General features: G+C 63.6%; 16 protein-coding genes. 10 read left to right on the forward strand and 6 right to left on the reverse strand.

Annotated elements, in window-relative coordinates; translation table 11 throughout:
- Window positions 1-95: 95 nt before the first annotated feature.
- A complete protein-coding gene (locus tag XH81_RS26225) occupies window positions 96-3,278 on the forward strand; it encodes an efflux RND transporter permease subunit (protein ID WP_028142514.1) in 3,183 nt (1,060 codons plus the stop codon).
- A complete protein-coding gene (locus XH81_RS26230) occupies window positions 3,275-4,546 on the forward strand; it encodes an efflux RND transporter periplasmic adaptor subunit (protein ID WP_028142515.1) in 1,272 nt (423 codons plus the stop codon). The genes XH81_RS26225 and XH81_RS26230 overlap by 4 nt, the downstream gene beginning before the upstream one ends.
- Window positions 4,547-5,511: 965 nt before the next feature.
- Here the strand turns inward: XH81_RS26230 and XH81_RS26235 are convergent.
- Both XH81_RS26235 and XH81_RS26240 read right to left on the reverse strand, forming a co-directional pair.
- Complete coding sequence (locus XH81_RS26235) at window positions 5,512-5,871, reverse strand: hypothetical protein (RefSeq protein ID WP_244439123.1); 360 nt, start codon at window positions 5,869-5,871, stop codon at window positions 5,512-5,514.
- Window positions 5,872-5,942: 71 nt separating this feature from the next.
- On the reverse strand, window positions 5,943-6,185 hold the full coding sequence (locus XH81_RS26240; protein WP_028142517.1) for a hypothetical protein: 243 nt from the start codon (window positions 6,183-6,185) through the stop codon (window positions 5,943-5,945).
- A 314-nt stretch (window positions 6,186-6,499) separates the two neighbouring features.
- Here XH81_RS26240 and XH81_RS26245 point away from each other — a divergent pair, with 314 nt between their 5' ends.
- The 3 genes from XH81_RS26245 (at window position 6,500) to XH81_RS26255 (ending at window position 8,891) form a co-directional block, all read left to right on the forward strand.
- Window positions 6,500-6,781 carry a hypothetical protein gene (locus XH81_RS26245; protein WP_028142518.1) on the forward strand — a complete coding sequence of 94 codons (282 nt, stop codon included), beginning with the start codon at window positions 6,500-6,502 and terminating at the stop codon, window positions 6,779-6,781.
- 126 nt (window positions 6,782-6,907) lie between these two features.
- Window positions 6,908-7,903, forward strand: coding sequence for a Bug family tripartite tricarboxylate transporter substrate binding protein (locus XH81_RS26250; RefSeq protein WP_028142519.1), 996 nt, complete (start codon window positions 6,908-6,910; stop codon window positions 7,901-7,903).
- 532 nt (window positions 7,904-8,435) lie between these two features.
- Window positions 8,436-8,891 carry a potassium channel family protein gene (locus tag XH81_RS26255; RefSeq protein WP_028142520.1) on the forward strand — a complete coding sequence of 152 codons (456 nt, stop codon included), beginning with the start codon at window positions 8,436-8,438 and terminating at the stop codon, window positions 8,889-8,891.
- Window positions 8,892-8,948: 57 nt separating this feature from the next.
- On the opposite strand, the gene XH81_RS26260 is transcribed toward XH81_RS26255, so the two are convergent.
- Window positions 8,949-9,632 carry a helix-turn-helix domain-containing protein gene (locus tag XH81_RS26260; RefSeq protein ID WP_028142521.1) on the reverse strand — a complete coding sequence of 228 codons (684 nt, stop codon included), beginning with the start codon at window positions 9,630-9,632 and terminating at the stop codon, window positions 8,949-8,951.
- A gap of 307 nt (window positions 9,633-9,939) precedes the next feature.
- Between XH81_RS26260 and XH81_RS26265 the strand changes: the two genes are divergently transcribed.
- Window positions 9,940-10,563 carry a response regulator transcription factor gene (locus tag XH81_RS26265; protein ID WP_271596416.1) on the forward strand — a complete coding sequence of 208 codons (624 nt, stop codon included), beginning with the start codon at window positions 9,940-9,942 and terminating at the stop codon, window positions 10,561-10,563.
- A gap of 196 nt (window positions 10,564-10,759) precedes the next feature.
- Window positions 10,760-11,128 carry a response regulator transcription factor gene (locus XH81_RS26270; RefSeq protein WP_028142523.1) on the forward strand — a complete coding sequence of 123 codons (369 nt, stop codon included), beginning with the start codon at window positions 10,760-10,762 and terminating at the stop codon, window positions 11,126-11,128.
- A 15-nt stretch (window positions 11,129-11,143) separates the two neighbouring features.
- Here the strand turns inward: XH81_RS26270 and XH81_RS26275 are convergent, their stop codons facing one another.
- Genes XH81_RS26275 through XH81_RS26285 form a run of 3 tightly spaced genes read right to left on the reverse strand, consistent with a single transcriptional unit; the run spans window position 11,144 to window position 14,340 of the window.
- Window positions 11,144-11,728 (reverse strand): invasion associated locus B family protein, encoded by a 585-nt coding sequence (locus tag XH81_RS26275; protein ID WP_028142524.1) that lies wholly within the window; start codon window positions 11,726-11,728, stop codon window positions 11,144-11,146.
- A 23-nt stretch (window positions 11,729-11,751) separates the two neighbouring features.
- Entirely contained in the window at window positions 11,752-12,642 is an 891-nt protein-coding gene (locus XH81_RS26280) for an alpha/beta hydrolase family protein (protein WP_038974230.1), read from the reverse strand.
- Window positions 12,643-12,651: 9 nt separating this feature from the next.
- Window positions 12,652-14,340 carry an aspartate:alanine exchanger family transporter gene (locus tag XH81_RS26285; protein WP_028142526.1) on the reverse strand — a complete coding sequence of 563 codons (1,689 nt, stop codon included), beginning with the start codon at window positions 14,338-14,340 and terminating at the stop codon, window positions 12,652-12,654.
- A gap of 136 nt (window positions 14,341-14,476) precedes the next feature.
- Between XH81_RS26285 and XH81_RS26290 the strand changes: the two genes are divergently transcribed.
- From XH81_RS26290 to XH81_RS26300, 3 genes are all read left to right on the forward strand, one after another.
- Entirely contained in the window at window positions 14,477-15,157 is a 681-nt protein-coding gene (locus XH81_RS26290; protein ID WP_028142527.1) for a YoaK family protein, read from the forward strand.
- Window positions 15,154-16,857 (forward strand): SulP family inorganic anion transporter, encoded by a 1,704-nt coding sequence (locus XH81_RS26295; RefSeq protein ID WP_028142528.1) that lies wholly within the window; start codon window positions 15,154-15,156, stop codon window positions 16,855-16,857. The genes XH81_RS26290 and XH81_RS26295 overlap by 4 nt, the downstream gene beginning before the upstream one ends.
- 182 nt (window positions 16,858-17,039) lie before the next feature.
- Window positions 17,040-19,793 carry a decarboxylase gene (locus XH81_RS26300; RefSeq protein ID WP_028142529.1) on the forward strand — a complete coding sequence of 918 codons (2,754 nt, stop codon included), beginning with the start codon at window positions 17,040-17,042 and terminating at the stop codon, window positions 19,791-19,793.
- The last annotated feature ends 3 nt before the right edge of the window (window positions 19,794-19,796 follow it).

Below are 19,796 nucleotides of genomic sequence, written 5' to 3' on the forward strand. Positions count from 1 at the left end.
GGCAAGACGTCCTGAATTAGTTTTCATTTGAACGGATGCCGGCTCGTCATCATCTGTTCGAAGTTAGGCGCAATCGTCTTCAGGCGGAAGTCATCATGGGAATTGTTCGATTCGCGCTGCGGTTTCCGCATACGTTCTACGTGCTTGCGGCGCTGATCCTGTTTCTCGGCGGCATCGCGATTTGGTCGATGCCGACGGACGTCTTTCCCGAGATCCGCATTCCCGTCGTCACCGTCATCTGGAGTTACACCGGCCTCTCCACTCCGGAGATGGAGCAGCGTGTCAGCACGTACAGCCAGTATTCGATCAGCGCCAATGTCAGCGGCATCAAGAACATCGAGGCGCAGACGCTCAACGGCTTGTCGGTTCAGAAGATCTACTTCCAGCCGGACGTCAACCTCGATCTCGCGATCTCGCAGATCGTCTCGGCGACGAACGCCATCCGCGCCTTGATGCCGCCGGGTATTCAGCCGCCGGTCATCGTGCAGTTCAATGCCTCGAGCGTGCCGGTGCTGCAGCTCAGCCTCGAGTCCGACAAGCTGAACGAACAGCAATTATACGATTTCGGCATCTACCGGATCCGGCAGCAGCTGGCTCCTGTCCCCGGGGTGACGCTGCCAACGCCTGCGGGCGGCAAGTATCGTCAGATCATGGTCGACATCGATCCGAGCAAGCTGCTGTCGCGCGGACTGACGCCGCTCGACATCGTCAATGCAGTGAATACCCAGAACCTGACGCTGCCGACAGGCACGGCGAAGATCGGCGACACCCAGTACACCGTCCGGACCAATGCGACACCGGCCTCGATCAAGGATCTCAATATGATCCCGGTCAAGTTCGCGAATGGCGCCACGATCCTGCTGAAAGATGTTGCCCAGGTCCGCGATGGATCACAGGTGCAGCAGAACATCGTGCGCGAGGACGGCCATCGTTCGGTCCTGCTCAGCGTGATCAAGAACGGCAACGCTTCGACACTTGCGGTCGTCAACGGTGTCAAGCACGCCTTGAAGTCGATTCGGGCCTCGGCACCTGCCGGGCTGAAGATCAACGAGCTGTTCGATCAATCTGTCTTCGTCACCCATTCGGTCGACGGCGTGCTGCGGGAAGGCGCGATCGCGGCGGGCCTCACGGCGCTGATGATCCTGGTGTTTCTCGGATCGTGGCGGTCGACGCTCGTCGTCCTGATCTCGATCCCGCTCGCGATGCTGTCCTCGCTCGTTGTTCTGCATTTTCTGGGAGAGACCCTCAACACGATGACGCTGGGGGGACTCGCGCTTGCGGTCGGCATACTGGTCGACGATTCGACGGTGACGATCGAGAACACGCATCGGCTCTGGACGGAGGAGGGGATGCCGCTGTCGGACGCAACGCTGCATGGCGCAGCCGAAATCGCGGTGCCGACGCTCGTCTCTACGCTCGCGATCAGTTGCGTGTTCACTTCGGTGGTGTTCCTGCAGGGACCGGCCAAGTACCTCTTCACTCCGCTCGGTCTGGCGGTGGTGTTCGCGATGCTGGCGTCATACGGGCTGTCGCGGACGCTTACACCGATCACGATCGGTCTGCTGCTGAAGGGCGAGCGGCGCCATTCCAAGGACGAGAGTCCGTCCGGGATTTTCGCGAGGGCCTCCACCATGTTCGAGCGTGGATTTGAGCGGCTGCGCGACGGCTATTCCGATCTCCTGATGGTTTTACTTCGGCGCCGGAGCATCGTCCCGGTGGTGGCCGCGCTGATGCTGGCTCTCGGGGGCGTCATGTTCATCTACGTCGGCAGGGACTTCTACCCCTTGATCGACGGTGGTCAGATCCAGCTCCATGTTCGCGCACCCGCCGGCACCCGCATTGAGCACACGGAGGCGATCTTCCAGGCGGTCGAGGACAAGATCCGCGAAGTCATTCCGGACAAGGACCGGGCACTGATCGTCGACAATATCGGACTGCCGGCGCGCCCCTATAATCTGGCATTCACCGACGGTTCGACGATAGGGGTGAACGACGGCACCATCCTCGTGTCGCTCAAGGACGGACACAGGCCGACCGCGGATTATGTCAAGAAGTTGCGCCAGGTGCTGCCATCCGCATTTCCCGAGGATCTGTTCTATTTTCAGGCGGCCGACATCGTCACGCAGATCCTGAACTTCGGCCTGCCGGCGCAGATCGACGTCCGGACGGCCGGCTACGGCGCCAACAATCTGGCGGTCGCAAAGCAGGCGCAGAAGAGCCTGGCGGCAGTTCCCGGGATCGTCGATGCGCATCTTCAGCAGGAGGTCGACGCTCCCGCATTCTACGCTGACATAGACCGCACCCGCGCTGCGCAGCTCGGGCTCAATGCCAGCACGGTTGCGACAAACATCAATGTCAGCCTCAGCTCGTCCGCCCAGGTCTCGCCCAATTTCTGGACCGATCCGACGTCAGGCATCCCGTACTATCTGGCTGTGCAGACCCCCGAATACAGGGCCAATTCGCTCAACGCTTTGGGTAACACACCGGTTTCGGCCTCGCTTGCTGCAAGCGGGCAGACAGTCCCGGGCCTGCTCAGCAACGTCGCAACGTTCAAGCGGGGCACCGTGCCCACCAATTTGAACCAGGCCAATGTCCAGCCGGTGTTCGACGTCTATGCGAGCGTCCAGGGCCGCGATCTCGGCAGCGTCGCAGCCGATATCGACAGGGTGACCGCGACGCTGCAGAAGCAGCTCCAGCCCGGCAATTCGATCCAGGTCCTGGGCCAGATCCAGAGCATGCATCAGTCGTTTCGCGATCTCGGGATCGGGCTGCTGTTTGCTGCCATCCTGGTCTATTTGTTGATGGTCGTGAACTACCAGAACTTCGGCGATCCCTTCGTCGTCATCCTGGCGCTGCCGGCAACCTTCTGCGGTATCGTGACGATGTTGTTCATCACGGGAACGACATTGAACGTGCCTTCGCTGATGGGCGCGATCATGGCGATCGGCGTCGCGTCCGCCAATTCGATCCTGCTCGTGACCTTCGCGCGTGACGAGCAGCTGAAGGGGCAATCGGCCCTCCAGGCTGCGTTGAGCGCGGGTCGCACGCGAATCCGTCCGGTCCTGATGACGGCCGCCGCGATGATCGTGGGCATGATCCCGATGGCGATCGGAGGCCCGGGCGAGGAGCAGAACGCGGCGCTCGCGCGTGCCGTTATTGGTGGGCTGCTGTTTGCAACGCCGACGACATTGCTGATCGTGCCCTATCTCTTCGCCATGCTGCGCAAGCGCAACGATGGCAGGCCTCATCACGGCGTATTCGAGGAGATACCGAAATGAGCGATGTTGGCGCGCGGACTAATGATGACGACGCAAGGGACCGATCTGATGCAGAGAGCTGCCGGATCGTGGAATTGCCCGGGAGGGGCGGGCGGCCGCAGCGCCGCTACGGCGGCGTGTTGCTCGGAGGTGGTGTGCTCCTGCTGCTCGCAGGCGGTCTTGGTATCGGCGGCTGGCGGCACTATCAGGCCGCGCGCGACGTCGCTGCAGTGACAGAGAAGAGCAGGACCGCCGTTCCGGAGGTTCGGGTGGCCACGGTTCGCCCCAGCGGCGACATCATGAAGGTCACCTTGCCTGCGGCGACGACGGCATTCGAGGCGGCAAACATTTTCGCGCGGGCCAGCGGCTATATCGAGAAGCGTTACGTGGATATCGGCGATCGAGTGAGGAAGGGCGACCTTCTCGTGGAGATCACCGCGCCGGAGCTCGACCAGCAGATCGCGCAGGCCCAGGCGACGCTGGCGCAGAACCAGGCCTCGCTGCAGCAGGCGCAGGCGAGCCGGGAGCTTGCCGACGTCACCAATGCGCGGGATGGCAATCTGGTCAAGCAGGGCTGGCTGACGGCACAGCAGGGTGACAACGACCGTCTCACACTGCGTGCCCAGCAGGCGGCCGTGAATGTGGCCCAATCGAATATCACGGCGCAGGAAGCGCAGATTCGCGTTCTTCAGCAGGAGAAGGCGTACCAGCGCGTGGTGGCGCCGTTCGACGGCGTGATCACGCAACGTAATGTGGACAATGGCAGCCTGGTACAGGCCGGATCGACCTTCATGTTCACGCTGATGCATGCCAACGTGATCCGAACGCAGGTGTTCGTTCCACAGGACGAAGCCTTCGGAGTCGCGCCGGGCGTTGATGCCGAGATCCGCGTCCCCGAGATTCCGGACCGGACGTTTCCGGGCAAAGTTACGCGCATCGCAACCGCGTTGCAGCCGGGAAGCCGAACGCTGCTGACCGAGATCGACGTCCCGAATCCGGATGGAGCCTTAAGTCCCGGCATCTATTGCACGGTCGAGCTGTCGATCCCGCGCAAGACCCCATCGATGACGGTATCGTCCGATGCGCTGGTCTTCGATCAAAACGGGCTTCACGTCGTGGTGGTGCGGAATGGCACCGTTCATCTGCAGAAGGTGTCGATCGCGCGGGATTTCGGTACGTCGGTCGAAGTCCGCGACGGCGTGCAGCCTGGCGAGCAGGTCGTGCTCAATCCGGCGATCAATCTGGCGGAGGGCAGCAAGGTCGCCATTCGCAAGCAGGACGCAAGCTAGGGGCACGGGCATGATCCGGATCGTACCCGCCGCGCTGATTGTCCTGCAGCTGGGCTGTTGTCCCAGCGACGCCCAGGTGGCAACGACCGGGAGCACGGCAATGAGTCTTCCAACCGTGCCGGGGGCTGTCGTCATCTCGCCGCTCAACAGCCCTGGCCCGTTTTCCGCAACGACCGAGCCCGGCGCACCCGATACGACGCTGGCGCCGGTTCCGCTCGCCTCTAATCCGACGACGCCGGGTACGGTTGTTGTCTGCGCGCCGCCGTCGAATTCTCCGGCATTGGCGCCGGCGATACCGGTCGTGTCGAGCACGGGCCTGCCGATGCCGGGCAGTGTGGCTCCAGTACTTCCGGTCATGGGGCAGATCAGCAGCTCCACGGGGACAATTCCTGCGGCTGCGCCCGCGGGAGCGGGAACGACAGTCACCTGCAGTTCAACGCCTGGAGGGCAGACGACGAGTGCTGCGTCTCTGCCGCTCTCGATCCCGCAAGTGCCGGCCAATCCGGTGCCTGGGACGATCCTGGAGGACACCAGCGGGGCCGGCGGCACTGGCATTGATCCAAATGCCGTCGTGCCTAGTCCGAACAGCTCCGCCTGCATGGAAGGGGTTTCGATGAACCTGGCGTCGCCTGCGACAGTGTTACCGGCCAATGCGTCGGGTGCCGCGCCAACGCCGGGAGTGTCGCCGATCCCGCCGACGGGATGCTGACGGAAGCCGTGCCGCGTCGAACTGCTGGGTCGCGGCAGTCTTCTTCCTTGAGGCCGGCACTTCGCTGGGCGGCGGCAGCGACGTAGCGAACGATTTGATATGTGTCGTTCCCGGAAGGAAGAATGGCAGCATCAGGGAAAGTTGCCATTCTTCCTTCCATCCGTGAGGCAGACAAGCCTCCTGACCGCGTGACGATCCTTTTATCTCAGCGCCGGCAGTTGCCTTGTGCCGAGGGGGCGTCGTCCAGCGCGCGCAATCAGTAGCCGGATGTCGGCTCGCAGGGCGGACGGCGCCATGGCGCGGATGCGTAGGCGTCGACGTCCGGAGCCCTCACGCAGCCGCGCTTGGCAGTGACCGGAATACGTTGCGTCGAGGCGTAGGCGTCGACATTCGTCCGCCGCGCGTTCGTATTGCCTTCGCGAGCCATCGCGGGGGAGGCAACCATGGCTGCGGCGATCAAGCCGGCGGAAAAGAGTTTCAGCGTAGTCTTGCAGGTCTCCTTGACAAAGCGACGCCGGGAACGCCTCGGCTCGCCGGCCAGACATGTGGATGCGAACGTCGGATGGGCAGTATCAATCGAACGATCATTTTCGTCTTTGCATGAAGTCATGGTCACGCATGGATGCCGGGGATTTCAGCAAAGGACTGTCGCTTCCGATCGGTCGCGCCCGAGACATCGTTCTTGTCTCATTGGCGCCAGTGGTGGTCATGAACGTGAACCGCGCCGAACACGGGGGCGGCGCCGCCGGGACGTTCGAGCCCCATGCGTCCCGCCGGCGTCAACGCGCCGCCATTCAGCACGTCGCGATCGGGATACATCGAGGCAAAGGCAGCGGGCTCCTGGTCGGCGAAGGACCAGGCCGCGGACGCCGACGATGCCGTCGCTGTTGAAATCAGTGTCGCGGCAATCAGGATCTTGAATGCACTCATAGCGCTTCTCCATTTCTTGGTGTGCGCGGAGAGTCGCTTGGCGATGATCGCTGCTCGGCTGGTGGCGTTTCCGGAAGTGTGTTCTATACCAAGCCATATAAGCAGCGCGGTCAGCAAAGCTCGCTGGACATGCATCACTCTTGCGAGACGATGATCGAATGCCAGCGATGGCCGCGCCGTCGATGATTGCTAGTGCGCCGTCGAAACGGAGGTCTGTCACCGATGTCATAATTGATCGCGCGATCGTGCATGGTCAGTTTGCGCGCGGCGTCCAGTTCTAGATGACAAGTCATGCAACATGTGGAGTGTGGACCATGAGACAGCTTTCGTTTCTCTGCATCGTCGCCTGCCTTGCTCTCTCAGGCGCGGCGTCCGCGCGTGGCGGCATTGGTTCGCACATGTCCATGACGAACGGCGGGGCGCTCGGCTCGAGTGCCGCCGTGCCGGGGACGAACTCGCTCGGCACGGCGCTGCCATCGTCCGAGAGCGGTCATCGCGCGACGAAGGGGCCGTTGCTCGGCACGGACCCGACAATCGACAAGGACGACGCCCAACTCGAGAAGATGCTCGAAGGATCGATCTGCCGCGGCTGCTGAGGACGCGAATAGCGATGGTGCGGCGCTTTGTCGCCTGCACAGTGCAGGGCAGCGATCTCCCCGAGCGGATTTTTCAAGGACCTTCATTCGTGTAAGATGACCGCGACGGTCCTGAATACGCAGAAGATGTCCCTCCTTTCACGCCGAGAACTGCTCGATACGGCGACGCGTATCATGGCGCTGGCCGCATGGCCCGGCTGTGCAGCCGCCGACGACTATCCCTCCCGTCCCATCAGGCTGGTCATTCCCTATACGGCTGGTGCCGCCGGTGATCAGATCGGCCGTCCCTGGGCCGACAGGATCACCTCGCTGCTGGGGCCGATCTATGTCGAGAATATCGGCGGCGCCGGCGGTGCGATCGGCTCCGCCGCGGTGGCGCAGAGCGCACCCGACGGCTATTCGCTTCTGCTCGGCAATGGCAGCACCCAGGTGATGATTCCGTTGTCCTCCGCGCAGCCTGCCTACGACACGGTTCGCGATTTCCGCGCCGTCTATCGCCTGATCACCAGCACGCTGGCATTCGCGGTTCATCCTTCCTTGCCTGTGAAGGACCTGCGAGAGCTGGCAGCTTTTGCGAAAGCCAATCCGGGCAGGCTGTCCTATGGCACTCCGGGGGTGGGCACCGGCAATCATCTCATCGGAGAGATGTTCAGGCAGCAATCCGGTGTTGCAGCGGACCTTGTCCACGTTCCTTATCGAGGCATGGGCCCCGCCACCAACGACCTCGTCAGTGGCCAGATCTCGTCGGTCGTTGCCGTGGTCTCGAGCCAGATCCTGCAATTGCACCATGCGGGCAAGCTGCGGCTGATCGCCGTGACGAGCGATCGGCGGCTGAGCGGCGCGCCGGACATTCCGACGGTGATCGAATCCGGCATGCCGGGCCTCAGATATGCCGGCTGGTTCGGCTTGTTCGCTCCAAGAGCGACCCCGGATGTGATCGTGGAGCGGATCGCTGCTGCGACCCGTACTGCGATGGCAGATCCACGGTTGCAGGAAAACTATCGTTCGCAAGGTCTGGAGCCGGACGTCGATTCAGGTCCCGACAAGTTTCAGCGCCTGGTCGAGGACGAGCTGGCCCGACTGGCTCCCATCGTGAAGTCGATCGGGCTCAAGCGCGACTGAGATCACGCCTGGCTCGTTTGCTAACGTCATAATGATGGTTTAGGGCGCTCGTTCGATATGAGCCCGAACCGCGTGTCGCTCGGTGTCGATCCAGCCATGCTGGCGGGCCTTGGCAACCATCTCCGCATAGCGCTGATCGAGCGTTGGTAGAGAGACATGCGGCTCTCCGCCTTTATGAGGGCACCAGCCAGATTCACCAGCTCAACATCGCGCGTCTCGCAATCAAAGAGCCGTAAGGCTCAGTCGCCGGTAATTTTCCGCCGACTTGACCAACCCCACCCGTCCTGTCGCAACTCTCGCCGGCCGGATCGGCACCGGCGATCTCGCGGGCGGCGTTGAAGCAGCATTGACCTAGATCAACCGCCGCCATGGCCGATCGGCGCGAGTGTCACGTGCTCGCTAACGTCAATTTCCAGGCCTTCGCCGTAGCCGGCGAGGGGAAGACGCGACGGCGCGTCGACGGGCGGACCTTTGGCATCGGTTGGCGGGGACGTAAGACGTCCTGGGGCAAATTGAGGGCGGGTGGGTTGCCATGATGCTACAGTTCCTCGCCGGCACGCTGGTCAGCATGATCAATATCGGACTCCACGCTCTCGTAACGGTCGTCGCCGTCGGGATCGCGCGCAGCGCGGGTTTGCGTCACTCCGAGCGACCGAAATTGCACCTGATGGGCGTCATGATCGCGACCGCCGTGGTGCTGAAGGTCGCGCACATGCTGGAAATCCTGATGTGGGCTGCGACCTACGGCATCGTCCAGGCTGCCGCCGCCGACACTGACCTGCTCTACTTCGCTTTCGTCAACTACACCACGCTCGGTTATGGCGACATCACGCCGGTGCGCGAATGGCGGCTGATCGGCCCGTTCACCGCCATGAATGGCGTGCTGTTGTTCGGCTGGTCCGCCGCCATTCTTTTCGAGGTATTGCGCAAGACGCTCGAGCATCTTGGACTGACTGAAGCGCCTGGCCCAGTTTCACGCCAGCCATGAAGGGCGCGGCGAACGGCGCCCCGGATCTCCGGCAACCGCGACCGATGTTCCGCCAGTTCAAGGATGCAGATCGAGGCTGGCGAGCTGATTCCGGTCGAGCAACACGATCTGCCGTTGGGTGTTGCCGATGAACCCGAGGATGCCGAGCTCGTGCAGGCGCGACAGAGCGCGCGAGACGGTCTCCAGCGTCAAGCCGAGATAGTCGGCAATATCGCGTCGCGACATCGGGAGCGCGATGACGCCCGCCGCCGTCAGCCGCTTGTCCATCTCGAGCAGGAACGCCGCGACCCGCTCCAGCGAGGTCTTGCGGCCGAGCAACAGCATGTGGTCTTCCGCGTGCTGGAGATTGTTCGTGGTCATGCTGAGCAGGTTTCTGGCCACCATGGCATCGCTCTCGGCCACTGATTCAAGACTTTGTCGCTTGATCAGGCGCACCGTGGTGTCGACGACCGCTTCCGTCGTGAATCGATGCTCCCCACCGTTCTCGAGCCCAAAGATGTCGCCGATGAGGTGGAATGCGCCGATCTGCCGGCGACCATCCGACAACAGCTTGTAGCTTCGCACCGCGCCCGCCTTGACCTGATAGACATATTTGGCGGGCTCTTTCTCGCCGTAAATCTCGGTGCCTTTTCTGTACGAAAATTCGCTTAAACTGACGAGCGCATTTGAATCGCTGGTCATGCCGAGGTCACGGAGGGAATTGGGACGCAGTGCGGAATCGGTTGTGATGCGAACAAACATGGGCCAGGTCCTCAGCTCATCGCCGAATTTGGTCCGTCCGACGAAGTATTTTCGCTACTGGGAATGCGCCGCGCTGTTCCGCTCCCGCCGGGTTGATTTACGCCCAAGGCGGTATTCCAATCCATTGTCCCTAGGTTCATTGTACCAAGGGACAGCTCTGGCGCTTGGTGCGCGGAATGAGAAAGCGCTATTGCTGCGAGGATTTGGTTCATTGGAGCAGATATTTCGGTTCTGAAGCTGTTGAAGACGACTTTGTCGAGCGAGAGGACGTCAATGGTCCTCGCTGGAACTGGCCGAGAGGTTGAAGGTGTCGGGTCTCGTTCACGTGGTTGATGACGACGAGTCCTTTCGGACCGCGATCGCACGGCGTCTGAAGCTCGCCGGCTATGAGGTCGCGACCTATGCGTCGGCACTGGAGTTGGAGGAGTCTGCGCTGGATCCCGAGCAGGCCGGATGCATTCTGCTCGACGTGCGCATACCTGGATTGAGCGGCCCCGATTTGCAGGCGCGATTGATCGCGTCCGGCTCGACGCTGCCGATCATCTTCCTGACCGGGCATGCAGACACGCCGACCACCGTGCGGGCGATCAAGGCGGGTGCGGAAGACTTCCTGACCAAGCCGATATCCTCCGAGCAGTTGATCGATGCGATCGAGCGCGCTCTGGCAGGTCAGCGGACGGCGCGCGTCCAGCGCAGCAAGCTGGAGACGTTTTGTACCCATCTGGCCACGCTGACGCATCGCGAGCGACAGGTGTTCAATCTCATCGTGCGCGGCCGGATCAACAAGCAGATTGCGCATGAACTCGGGACGACCGAACGCACCGTGAAAGCACACCGCCATCAGGTCATGGAGAAGATGCAGGTACATTCGCTTGCGGAACTCGTTTCGATCGCGGAACGGCTCGGAATGCTCGGTACGAACGAGGATTAGCTGCTTCTTCACCGCAAGCCCGGTTTCCACGGTGTGATTGCCCCAAAGGACAGTATCAAGGCGTGTTGACAGTGCACGGCGAGGCGTGCGCAATGATGCACGGGCGCCGGGTCGGCAACGCAGTGCAGGCGGATGCAGTATCCCACCGCCGTTGCAGCGCTCTCAGTTCGTTCATCTCCTGGAAAGGCAGATCGCCTTGCCGCTATGCCGGTCCGTTTTTGTCGTCGATGACGATCCGTCCATGCGGGCCAGCCTGAACAGGTTGCTGCGCGGCCACGGTTTCGACGCCGCGCTATTCGAGTCCGCGGGGGCCTTGCTCCAACACGACAAATTCCACACCGCGATCTGCATCGTCCTCGACATCGATCTTGGTGGAAAATCCGGCATCGACGTGCGGCGAAGCTTGACCGAGCAGGGCGTCACCGCGCCGGTGATCTACATCACCGGCAACGACAGCCCGGCGAACCGCGCTGCGGCGCTTGGGTCCGGCTGCCTCGCCTATCTGACCAAGCCCTTCACGGCGGAGTCGCTGATCGGATCCATTGAACGCGCCGGCATCTCCTGAGATCAACTCGCCCCGTCATTCGTCGATATCCTGCTCCAGCGTCCTGGCTGGCGTCCCTTTGCGGACGGTGGCGAACTGCGCCAGGGGAATTGAAGTCGTCATGGCGAGAAGGTTCGAATCGACCAGTTCAAGCGTCAGGGTCTTGCCGGACTCCATCTCCCTGATGATCTTCGGCGCCGCCACATCGGCAGCGATGCACAGATTGGTGAGACACCAGGTATAGGGCAGGCGGAAGGGCGCGCCCTGGTCGACGCTCAACCTCGGCGACTGTTGCAGGTACATGCCGACAGGCACGAACAGTTGCAGCCGGGCCGCGGCGGCGTCTTCGCGTTCGATCAGATCGACGCGCACCGCCGTCTGTCCGGTCGCGAACTGGCCGGTGATCGAGGTCCGGCACAGTGTGGGCGCGCCGCCTGCCTTGAAGCAGAGCTTCTGCCAACCGCCGTAGCTGATGTCCTTTGCTTCACGCTGACCACGTGTGGCGACTTCGGCCGGCCTCTCGGCCTGGGCACCCTTCGGTGCGGCATGGCCGGGCGCCGCCGTGGCGGCGGCGATGGCGATAAGCAGGAGACTGGCAAGGCCGTCACGGGCATTGGTCATGATTGGGCCTCCGGATCTGGCATCTATTTCAGCGCGTCGAGGAACGTCGTTACCAGTGGCGACCAGAGCGGGATGGCATCCCTCGAGCCGATGAAGAAATGGCCCTCATTGCCGAACGGCGGCATCAGGTGATACTCGGCCCGGCCGCCGGCGGCGGTGAAGGCCGTATGCATGCGCTTCGACAGGTCCGGCCCGAAGAAGGTGTCGTTCTCGATATAGATCCACAGCATCGGCACACGCGATGTGCGGCCGAAATCCGCGGTGGCCTCAACCAGTCTGTCGGGGGCGCAGTTGTTGTTCGGCTTGCCGCCGACGCGTCCACCACGGCCCGCAGCGAAGGTGATGATGGCCTTCACCTGCGGCGGGTTCATGCTCGACAAGGCGATCGAGGCCCAGCCACCGGCGGACTGCCCGATCACGATCACGTCCTTGGGGATGATGCGCTTCTCGGCGGCCAGATAGTCGATGATATCGAGGTCGACCTTGGCGACCGCGAGCCCGGCGTCGTGGAAATTGGGATTGCTGCACTTGCCGATCTTGGAGAAGAACGGTCCGTAGACCGCGCGCTCGGGAATGTCGATGGCGGCTGCGCCATAGCCGGAGCCGACCGGCGCCACCACGAGGTAGCCGCGCCTTGCGAACCATTGGGCGGCGTCGCGGAATTCGACCAGCGGAAAGAAGCTGCGGTCGATCGGGTTGAGCGAGACGCCGTGGTTCATGATCACGAGCGGGAAGGGGCCGTCGCCGACGGGACGCACCAGATAGGCGAACATCGGAAGCGCTAGTGGCAGCGCCCAGATCTCTTCCTGGATGCGGAGGTCATCCTCCGCGCGCGCGGTCGCGGCGAAGGCGGCCCACGCGAACAAGATGGCCGCGAAGCATCCCAGCACCGATCTGGCCGGTCGCCGCATCATGGGTCTCCGTCATCCGCTGTAGGTTGCCGCGACGATGATCGGCCCGAGCACCGTGAGCACCACGTTTCCGACCGCATATGGCACGGCGACGCCAAGGACCGGCGTCTGGCTCTCGGCCACCTCGCACGCGCCGGTCACCGCGGCATCCACGGTCATGGCGCCGGCCAGTGCGCCGCAGGTCACGACCGGGTTCATGCGCAGCACATAGAAGGCAAACAGCGTCGCGACGATCAGCGGCACGAGCGTGATGACGAGACCCATGCCGACCAGAAACAGCCCGTGGGCCTGGATCGCGGCCCAGGCCGCGGCGCCGTTGCCGAGCCCGATCGCCGCGATGAAGCCGCCGAGTCCGAGATCGCTCAGGGTCTGTTGCGCCGCCGGCGGCAATGCGCCCATGGTCGGCTTGCGCGACCGCAGCCAGCCGCAGACGAGGCCCGCGATCAGCGCGCCGCCGCCACCGCCGAGCGTGAGCGCGACGCCGCCGATCCTGAAGCTGACGAGCCCCGCGAGCAGGCCGGCCGCAATGCCGGCGGCAAGAAAGGCGATGTCGGCGCGATCACCCGACCGCAGGATCTGGCCGATGGCCTTTGCCGCACGTTCGATGTTGCGCGTGCTGCCGACCAGCGTCATGACATCGCCGACATAGATCCGTGTGTCCGCGCTCAAGGGAACCTCGCGGCCCATGCGGGTGAGGGCGCGTAGAAAGACGCCCCGGGCGTCGGTGCCGACACGCGTTGCGATCTCCTGGATCGAGCGGCCGTGGAGATGGCGATTGTCCACGAGCACCTCCAGCACGTTGCCCGGGACGGCCTTCAAGATTTCGTCGGCGTCGATCTCGGTGCCGATGATCGGCTTGGCGGCGACGATGACCGCGGTGCGGCCGGCGATGACGATGTCGTCGCCGGCCTCGAGCTCGGTCTCCAAATGTGGCTCGATGTCCGAGCCTTGGCGGACGATGCGCTCGACCACCGTGCGGCTTCCGATTTCCTCCTCGATCGACTTGACCGTGCGCCCGGCGCCCGCGGTCACGCGATAGGCGCGGGCCTGGAACTTGCGATAAGAGAGGTTTTCGGTTTTGGGCGGTTCGCCGCCGGCAAGCTCCGCCTCGAGCTTCTTTGCCTCGGCCTTCAGGTCGATCCGCATCAATTTCGGCGCGACGAAGGGGACGAACAGCAGCGTCAGGATATAGCCGAGCACATAGGTCACGGCGTAGCCCGCCGCGATGTTCGCCTCCTGCTGGCTCAGCACATCCTTGGACAGGCCGAGCTGGGCCAGTGCGCCCGAGGCGGTGCCGATGACCGACGATTGCGTCAAGGCTCCGGCCGCAATCCCCGAAGCGGTGCCGGGATCGAGCCGGAAGCCGTGGGCAAACAACAGGACGACGACCAGACCGGTGCCGCCCAGCACCAGCGCCATGGCGACCTGCGCGAGCGTGCGGACGCTCAAGGAGGCGAAGAACTCGGGCCCGGACCGGTAGCCGATCGTGAACACGAACAGGCTGAACAGGATCACGCGGAGCAGCGGCGGAAACGCAAAACTGCCGAGCTGTCCGAGCAGCACGGAAACGATCAGGATGCAGGCCGTGGTCCCGACGGCGAAGCCGCGGATCCGGACTCGGCCCAGGATCGTGCCGATGGCGACGGCCAGCAGCAGAAAGATTTCGGGAGCGGTGGAGATGATCCACCTGACGGTATCCATGTCGCATCTCCCCATGCGCTTTGCCGTGATCTCAGTCGGGAAATCGCGGGCGTTGCTTGATCCAGATCAAGCCCTGCGAGCGGCAAGGCCCCGCCTATCGGACGATGCGGAATTCGCGACAGTCGGCATCGTCAACATGAGCGCTCTCGACCTCGCAGCCGGCGCGATCCGCCGCGACGAAACGGTGGAGATCGTTCTGCTGCTCGCGTTCGCGGGCGGCTATATCGACGCCTATACCTGGATCATCCACGGCGTGATGGCGAATGCCCAGACGGCCAACCTGATCTTCCTCTGGGTTTATGCGACGGCTGGCGACTGGACGAAGGCGCTTCACTTCGTGCCGCCGCTTCTCGCCTTTGCGGCCGGTATCGTGATTGCCGCATGGCTGCGCCGCGTAGCGGGCGGGCGGGCCAGCGCAATCAGCACCCTGCTCGAGATATTGCTGCTGATCGCGATCAGCATCCTGCACAACAGGCTGCCGGATCTGGCTGGAACGCTCGGCATCTCGTTCGTCGCCGCGATGCAGACCGCGATCTTCACCAGGGTCGAAGGCGTTGTTTGCAGCACGGTGATGGTCACGGGCAACATGCGCCAGGCGATCGAGACGGTCTTCGAGGCCGCCGCCGGAGGCGCGCCGCTCGGCACGCTGCGCCGCTCGGGCATCTTCTTCGCCTTGTGTGCGGTGTTCGGCTTGGGCGCCGCGGTGGGCGCCTTCGCCACCAAGGCTATTCCGGATCTCGCGCTCGGCATTCCCGTGGTCGCGCTGTTGGTCGTCTTGCTGCGCTGCGAAGCTTCGCATCAGAGGGCCGTCCAATGAGCGCGCCGTCCGAACCTGGATGGATACGGTTGTTCCCGCCGGCCGGCTGGCTTGGCGCCTACCGGCGAGAGTGGTTTTCCTCCGACGCCGTCGCCGGCGTCACGCTGGCTGCTTACGCCATCCCGGTTTCGCTCGCCTATGCCGCGCTGGCCGGCCTGCCGCCTCAGATCGGCGTTTACGGCTATATGCTCGGCGGCATCGGCTATGCGTTGCTCGGCTCGTCCCGGCAGCTTGCGATCGGGCCGACCTCGGCGATCTCCCTGATGATCGCGGGCACCGTCGGCGCGCTGGCCGGAGGCGATGCGATCCGCTATGCGCAGATCGCAAGCCTTGCGGCCTTTGCAGTGGCGGTGCTGTGCTTCATCGCGTGGTTGTTCAAGCTGAGCGTGCTGGTCCGCCTCGTCAGCGACAGCATCCTGGTCGGCTTCAAGGCCGGCGCCGGGCTCACCATCATCATGAGCCAGCTGCCGAGCCTGCTCGGCGTTGCCGGCGGCGGCCACAATTTCTTCGACCGCGCCATCAAGCTCGCCGGCCAGCTCGGAGCCGTCAACCTGCTCGTGCTCGCCGTCGGCGCGGTCGCGCTGCTGCTCCTCCTGTTCGGCGAACGGCTGCTGCCGGGCAAACCGGTCGGCATCACCATCGTCGCGCTCGCGATCGGGACGGCGACGCTGCTCGGCCTGCCGGCGTACGGCGTGCCCGTCACCGGGAAGATACCGGAAGGTCTGCCGGCCCTCGGCATTCCGACGATCGGCCTGCTGGACTTCGACGACCTCTTCCCGCTCGCCGCAGGGTGTATCCTGCTGGCCTATATCGAGGGCGTTTCGGCCGCCCGCAGCTTCGCCGCCAAGCACGGCTATCCCCTCGATGTCCGGCAGGAGTTCCTGGGGCTGGGGGCAGCGAACCTCGTCGTTGCCTTCGGCCATGGCTATCCGGTTGCCGGCGGGCTGTCGCAATCGGCCGTCAATGACAGCGCCGGCGCACGGACGCCGCTCGCTTTGGTGATCTGCTCGGTGACGCTCGGGCTGTGCCTTCTGTTCTTCACGGGACTCTTGACCAACCTGCCCAAGGCCGTGCTTGCAGCCATCGTCTTTGCCGCCGTCTACAAGCTCGTCGACGTCCGCGCGCTGGTGCGGATGTGGCAGGTCAGCCGGATCGATTTCTACGCCGCAACGATTGCGCTGGTCTCCGTGCTATTGCTCGGAATCCTGCAAGGCGTGCTGCTGGCGTCGATCGCTTCGATCTTTTTGCTGCTGGCCCGGGCCTCGCGGCCAAACGTCGCGTTCCTCGGCCGCTTGCCCGGCAGCGGCCGTTATTCGGACAGTTCAAGGCACGCAGACGTCGAGCCGCTGATCGGCGTCATCGCGTTCCGGCCCGAAGCCTCGCTGCTCTACATCAACGCCGAGACGATCCTCGATACCGTCCTGATCGCGCTTCGGCGCGCGCCCGGGATCCGGCTGGTGGTCTGCGACCTCTCGGCTTCGCCCTATATCGATCTCGCCGGCGCGGGCATGCTGCACGACCTCTACGACGAGCTCGCCGCGCGAAAGGTCATTTTCTCCATCGTCGGCGCACACGCGCAGCTCCGCGACCTCTTGCGGGCGGAAGGGCTGGCGGAGAGGACGGATAGCAGCCAGTGGCTGCGATCGCTCGACAGCGTCCTCGGCGACGAGCAGGCCGTGACGGCGCAGCGGACGGCCTGAGCGGGCGTGTTGCAATGCGAATGACCGCTGCGGCCGACGGTCTCGCCAGAATGCGCCCGACCGTTGACTTGGATCAATGGAGCCACCGGCGCCGAACTCACGATCACGCTCATCTTCGCCCAATTGGCATCAAATGACCATCGAGTGACCATCAAGGCACCGCCGAGGATCGGGAGAGACACATGTCCAAGGACACCAAGCCGGCGCAAAAGCGCATCGATCAGTTCTTCTCCGGGCCCGGCGCGCGGGCGGATGACTGGCGCGACCTCGTGGAGGCCGCGAAGGCGTGGGCTCGGGTCGGCAATCGCGCGGTCTACGATACGGCACTGGCCGATCTTGCGGTGACGGAGGAGTTTTACGGCTATCCTGGCCTGCACCTGATGGCGGCACTGCGGGAAGCGGCCTCAGCAGGCGATGGGGCAACGTCGCTGGCCCTTGCGACGCGGATTACCCAGGCACTTGCGACGCGGTCTTTCCGGCAGCATGCCGGCGACTGGAGCGCGAAGGATGATGGTAATGGCGACACGCCCGAGCTGGTGCCACCGACGTTCGGTGCGCATACGGCACGCCGGCCCTATTTCGAAACCCTGATCGTGACCGGCGTGTCGTCAAGTCAGTGGCCGGCGCTCGCCGCCGAATGGCGCAAGTTGCGGCGTCCAATCGATGGCTTCATCTATGAGCCCGTCGTCGTCGGCAGCCTGGAAGACGCATTCTGCGCGACCATGCTCAATCCCAATATCGCGGCCGTCATCATCAACGAAGGCTTCGGGCTGCGCTCGCGCCACAATGCACCCGTGCTGCGCTCGATCACGGCTTCGGCCGGCCTCAACGACGAGTCCGACGCCTCCGCGCTCCGGCTCGCCCAAATCATCAAGCGCGTCCGACCCGAGCTCGACCTCTACATGATCTCGAACCGCGACGTCGAGGAGTTGGCTGGAAACCCTGAAGCCAACGTCGTTCGCCGCATCTTCTACTCCGTCGAGGAGCTCCTCGAGCTGCATCTGTCCATCCTCGAAGGCATTCAGGATCGCTACGACACCCCGTTCTTCGACAATCTGAAGAAATATGCGCAGCGTCCGATCGGCACGTTCCATGCGTTGCCGATCGCCCGCGGAAAGTCGATCTTCAAGTCCGACTGGATCCGCGACATGGGCGAATTCTACGGGCCGAACCTGTTCCTGGCCGAGAGCAGCGCCACCACGGGCGGCCTCGACAGCATGCTGGAGCCGACCGGCAACATCAAGAAGGCGCAGGAGAAAGCGGCGAGGGCGCTCGGCGCTGACCGCGTCTTCTTCGTCACCAACGGCACCTCGACATCGAACAAGATGGCGGTGCAGGCGCTGCTCGCGCCGGGCGACATCGCGATCGTCGATCGCAACTGCCACAAGTCGCACCACTATGGAATGGTTCTGGCCGGTGCGCAGCCGCTTTACGTCGAAGCCTTCCCGATGACGGAATACTCGATGTACGGCGCGGTGCCGCTGAAGACGATCAAGCAGGCGCTGCTCGGCGCCAGGGCCGACGGCCGGCTCGACCGCGTCAAGATGATCGACCTCACCAACTGCACCTTCGACGGCCACATCTACAACACCCGCCGGGTGATGGAGGAATGTCTCGCTATCAAGCCGGACCTGATCTTCCTCTGGGACGAGGCCTGGTTCGGCTTCGCGCGCTTCTCGCCGTTCCTGCGCCGCCGCACCGCCATGGGGGCGGCGAACGAGATCGAGGCGTGGATGCACGACCCGAAGTCGGTCGCGACCTATGAGAAGCAGCAGGCCGAACTCGGCAAGAACCCGTCGGACGAGATGCTGCTCAAGACCCGGCTGATTCCCGATCCCAGGCAGATCCGGCTGCGGGTCTACCAGACCAACTCGACCCACAAGTCGATGTCGGCGATCCGCCAGGGCTCCATGCTCTCGGTCAAGGACGTCGAATTCCACACGGTCGAACAGCAGTTCAAGGAGGCCGTGTTCACCCACGCTTCCACCAGCCCGAACCAGCAACTCATCGCCAGCCTCGATATATCGCGGCGGCAGATGGAGCTGGAAGGTTACGGCCTCGTGGCCAATGCGATGGAGATCGCGCTTGCCATTCGCCAGGCGGTCAACAACAACCCGCTGATCTCGAAATATTTCCGCATCCTCGGCGCCGACGCCATGGTGCCTGCCCAGTATCGCCAGAGCGGCTTTACCGATTATCTCGCCGCGGGCGTGAATTGGGTCAACACCCTCAAGAGCCTGGACGAGGACGAGTTCTGCCTCGATCCGACCCGCATGACGCTGGTGTGCGGCATGGCCGGTTATGACGGCACCCAGTTCAAGGGTATCCTCGCCAATGAGTACAACATCCAGGTCAACAAGACCTCGCGCAACTCGGTCCTGGTCCAGTCCAACATCAACAACACCCGCAGCGACGTCGCGCATCTCATCCGCGTCCTCGCCGACATCGCGGGCGAGGTCGATCGCGGGTTGGCGCAGGGCGGTGCCAATGCGAGGAAGACCTTCGAGGCACGGGTCAAGAGCCTGATGACCGACGTGCCTGATCTGCCCAACTTCTCGCATTTCCACCCGAGCTTCCGCGGCGATGCCGGCAGCAAGACCAATGAAGGCGACATTCGCAGCGGCTTTTACGCGGCCTACGACGTTGCGGGTTGCGAGCACATCCGCCTCAATGATCCCGAGATCGATCGCCGGCTCAAGTCGGGACCAGAGCTCGTCTCGGCCAATTTCGTGATCCCGTATCCGCCGGGCTTCCCGATCATGGTGCCCGGTCAGGTCATCACGCAGGAGACCATCGACTTCATGCGCAAGCTCGATGTGAAGGAGATCCACGGCTACGACGCCAAGGAAGGGCTGAAGCTCGTGCGGTCCGAAGCCCTGGCGAAGATCGGACGTCCAAAGCCCAGTGCACAGCCCAAGCTCAAGGCTGCGTCATAAGTC

It is taken from the genome of Bradyrhizobium sp. CCBAU 25360, from assembly GCF_028128695.1.
GTDB classification, from domain to species: Bacteria; Pseudomonadota; Alphaproteobacteria; order Rhizobiales; family Xanthobacteraceae; genus Bradyrhizobium; species Bradyrhizobium ottawaense.

What these genes read in the sequence shown, in the direction of transcription:
- XH81_RS26225 (WP_028142514.1), top strand. Translation starts at nt 96, where the DNA reads ATGGGAATTGTTCGATTCGCGCTGCGGTTTCCGCATACGTTCTACGTG.
- XH81_RS26230 (WP_028142515.1), top strand. Translation starts at nt 3,275, where the DNA reads ATGAGCGATGTTGGCGCGCGGACTAATGATGACGACGCAAGGGACCGA.
- XH81_RS26240 (WP_028142517.1), bottom strand. Translation starts at nt 6,185, where the DNA reads ATGAGTGCATTCAAGATCCTGATTGCCGCGACACTGATTTCAACAGCG.
- XH81_RS26245 (WP_028142518.1), top strand. Translation starts at nt 6,500, where the DNA reads ATGAGACAGCTTTCGTTTCTCTGCATCGTCGCCTGCCTTGCTCTCTCA.
- XH81_RS26250 (WP_028142519.1), top strand. Translation starts at nt 6,908, where the DNA reads ATGTCCCTCCTTTCACGCCGAGAACTGCTCGATACGGCGACGCGTATC.
- XH81_RS26255 (WP_028142520.1), top strand. Translation starts at nt 8,436, where the DNA reads ATGATGCTACAGTTCCTCGCCGGCACGCTGGTCAGCATGATCAATATC.
- XH81_RS26260 (WP_028142521.1), bottom strand. Translation starts at nt 9,632, where the DNA reads ATGTTTGTTCGCATCACAACCGATTCCGCACTGCGTCCCAATTCCCTC.
- XH81_RS26275 (WP_028142524.1), bottom strand. Translation starts at nt 11,728, where the DNA reads ATGACCAATGCCCGTGACGGCCTTGCCAGTCTCCTGCTTATCGCCATC.
- XH81_RS26280 (WP_038974230.1), bottom strand. Translation starts at nt 12,642, where the DNA reads ATGATGCGGCGACCGGCCAGATCGGTGCTGGGATGCTTCGCGGCCATC.
- XH81_RS26285 (WP_028142526.1), bottom strand. Translation starts at nt 14,340, where the DNA reads ATGGATACCGTCAGGTGGATCATCTCCACCGCTCCCGAAATCTTTCTG.
- XH81_RS26290 (WP_028142527.1), top strand. Translation starts at nt 14,477, where the DNA reads ATGAGCGCTCTCGACCTCGCAGCCGGCGCGATCCGCCGCGACGAAACG.
- XH81_RS26295 (WP_028142528.1), top strand. Translation starts at nt 15,154, where the DNA reads ATGAGCGCGCCGTCCGAACCTGGATGGATACGGTTGTTCCCGCCGGCC.
- XH81_RS26300 (WP_028142529.1), top strand. Translation starts at nt 17,040, where the DNA reads ATGTCCAAGGACACCAAGCCGGCGCAAAAGCGCATCGATCAGTTCTTC.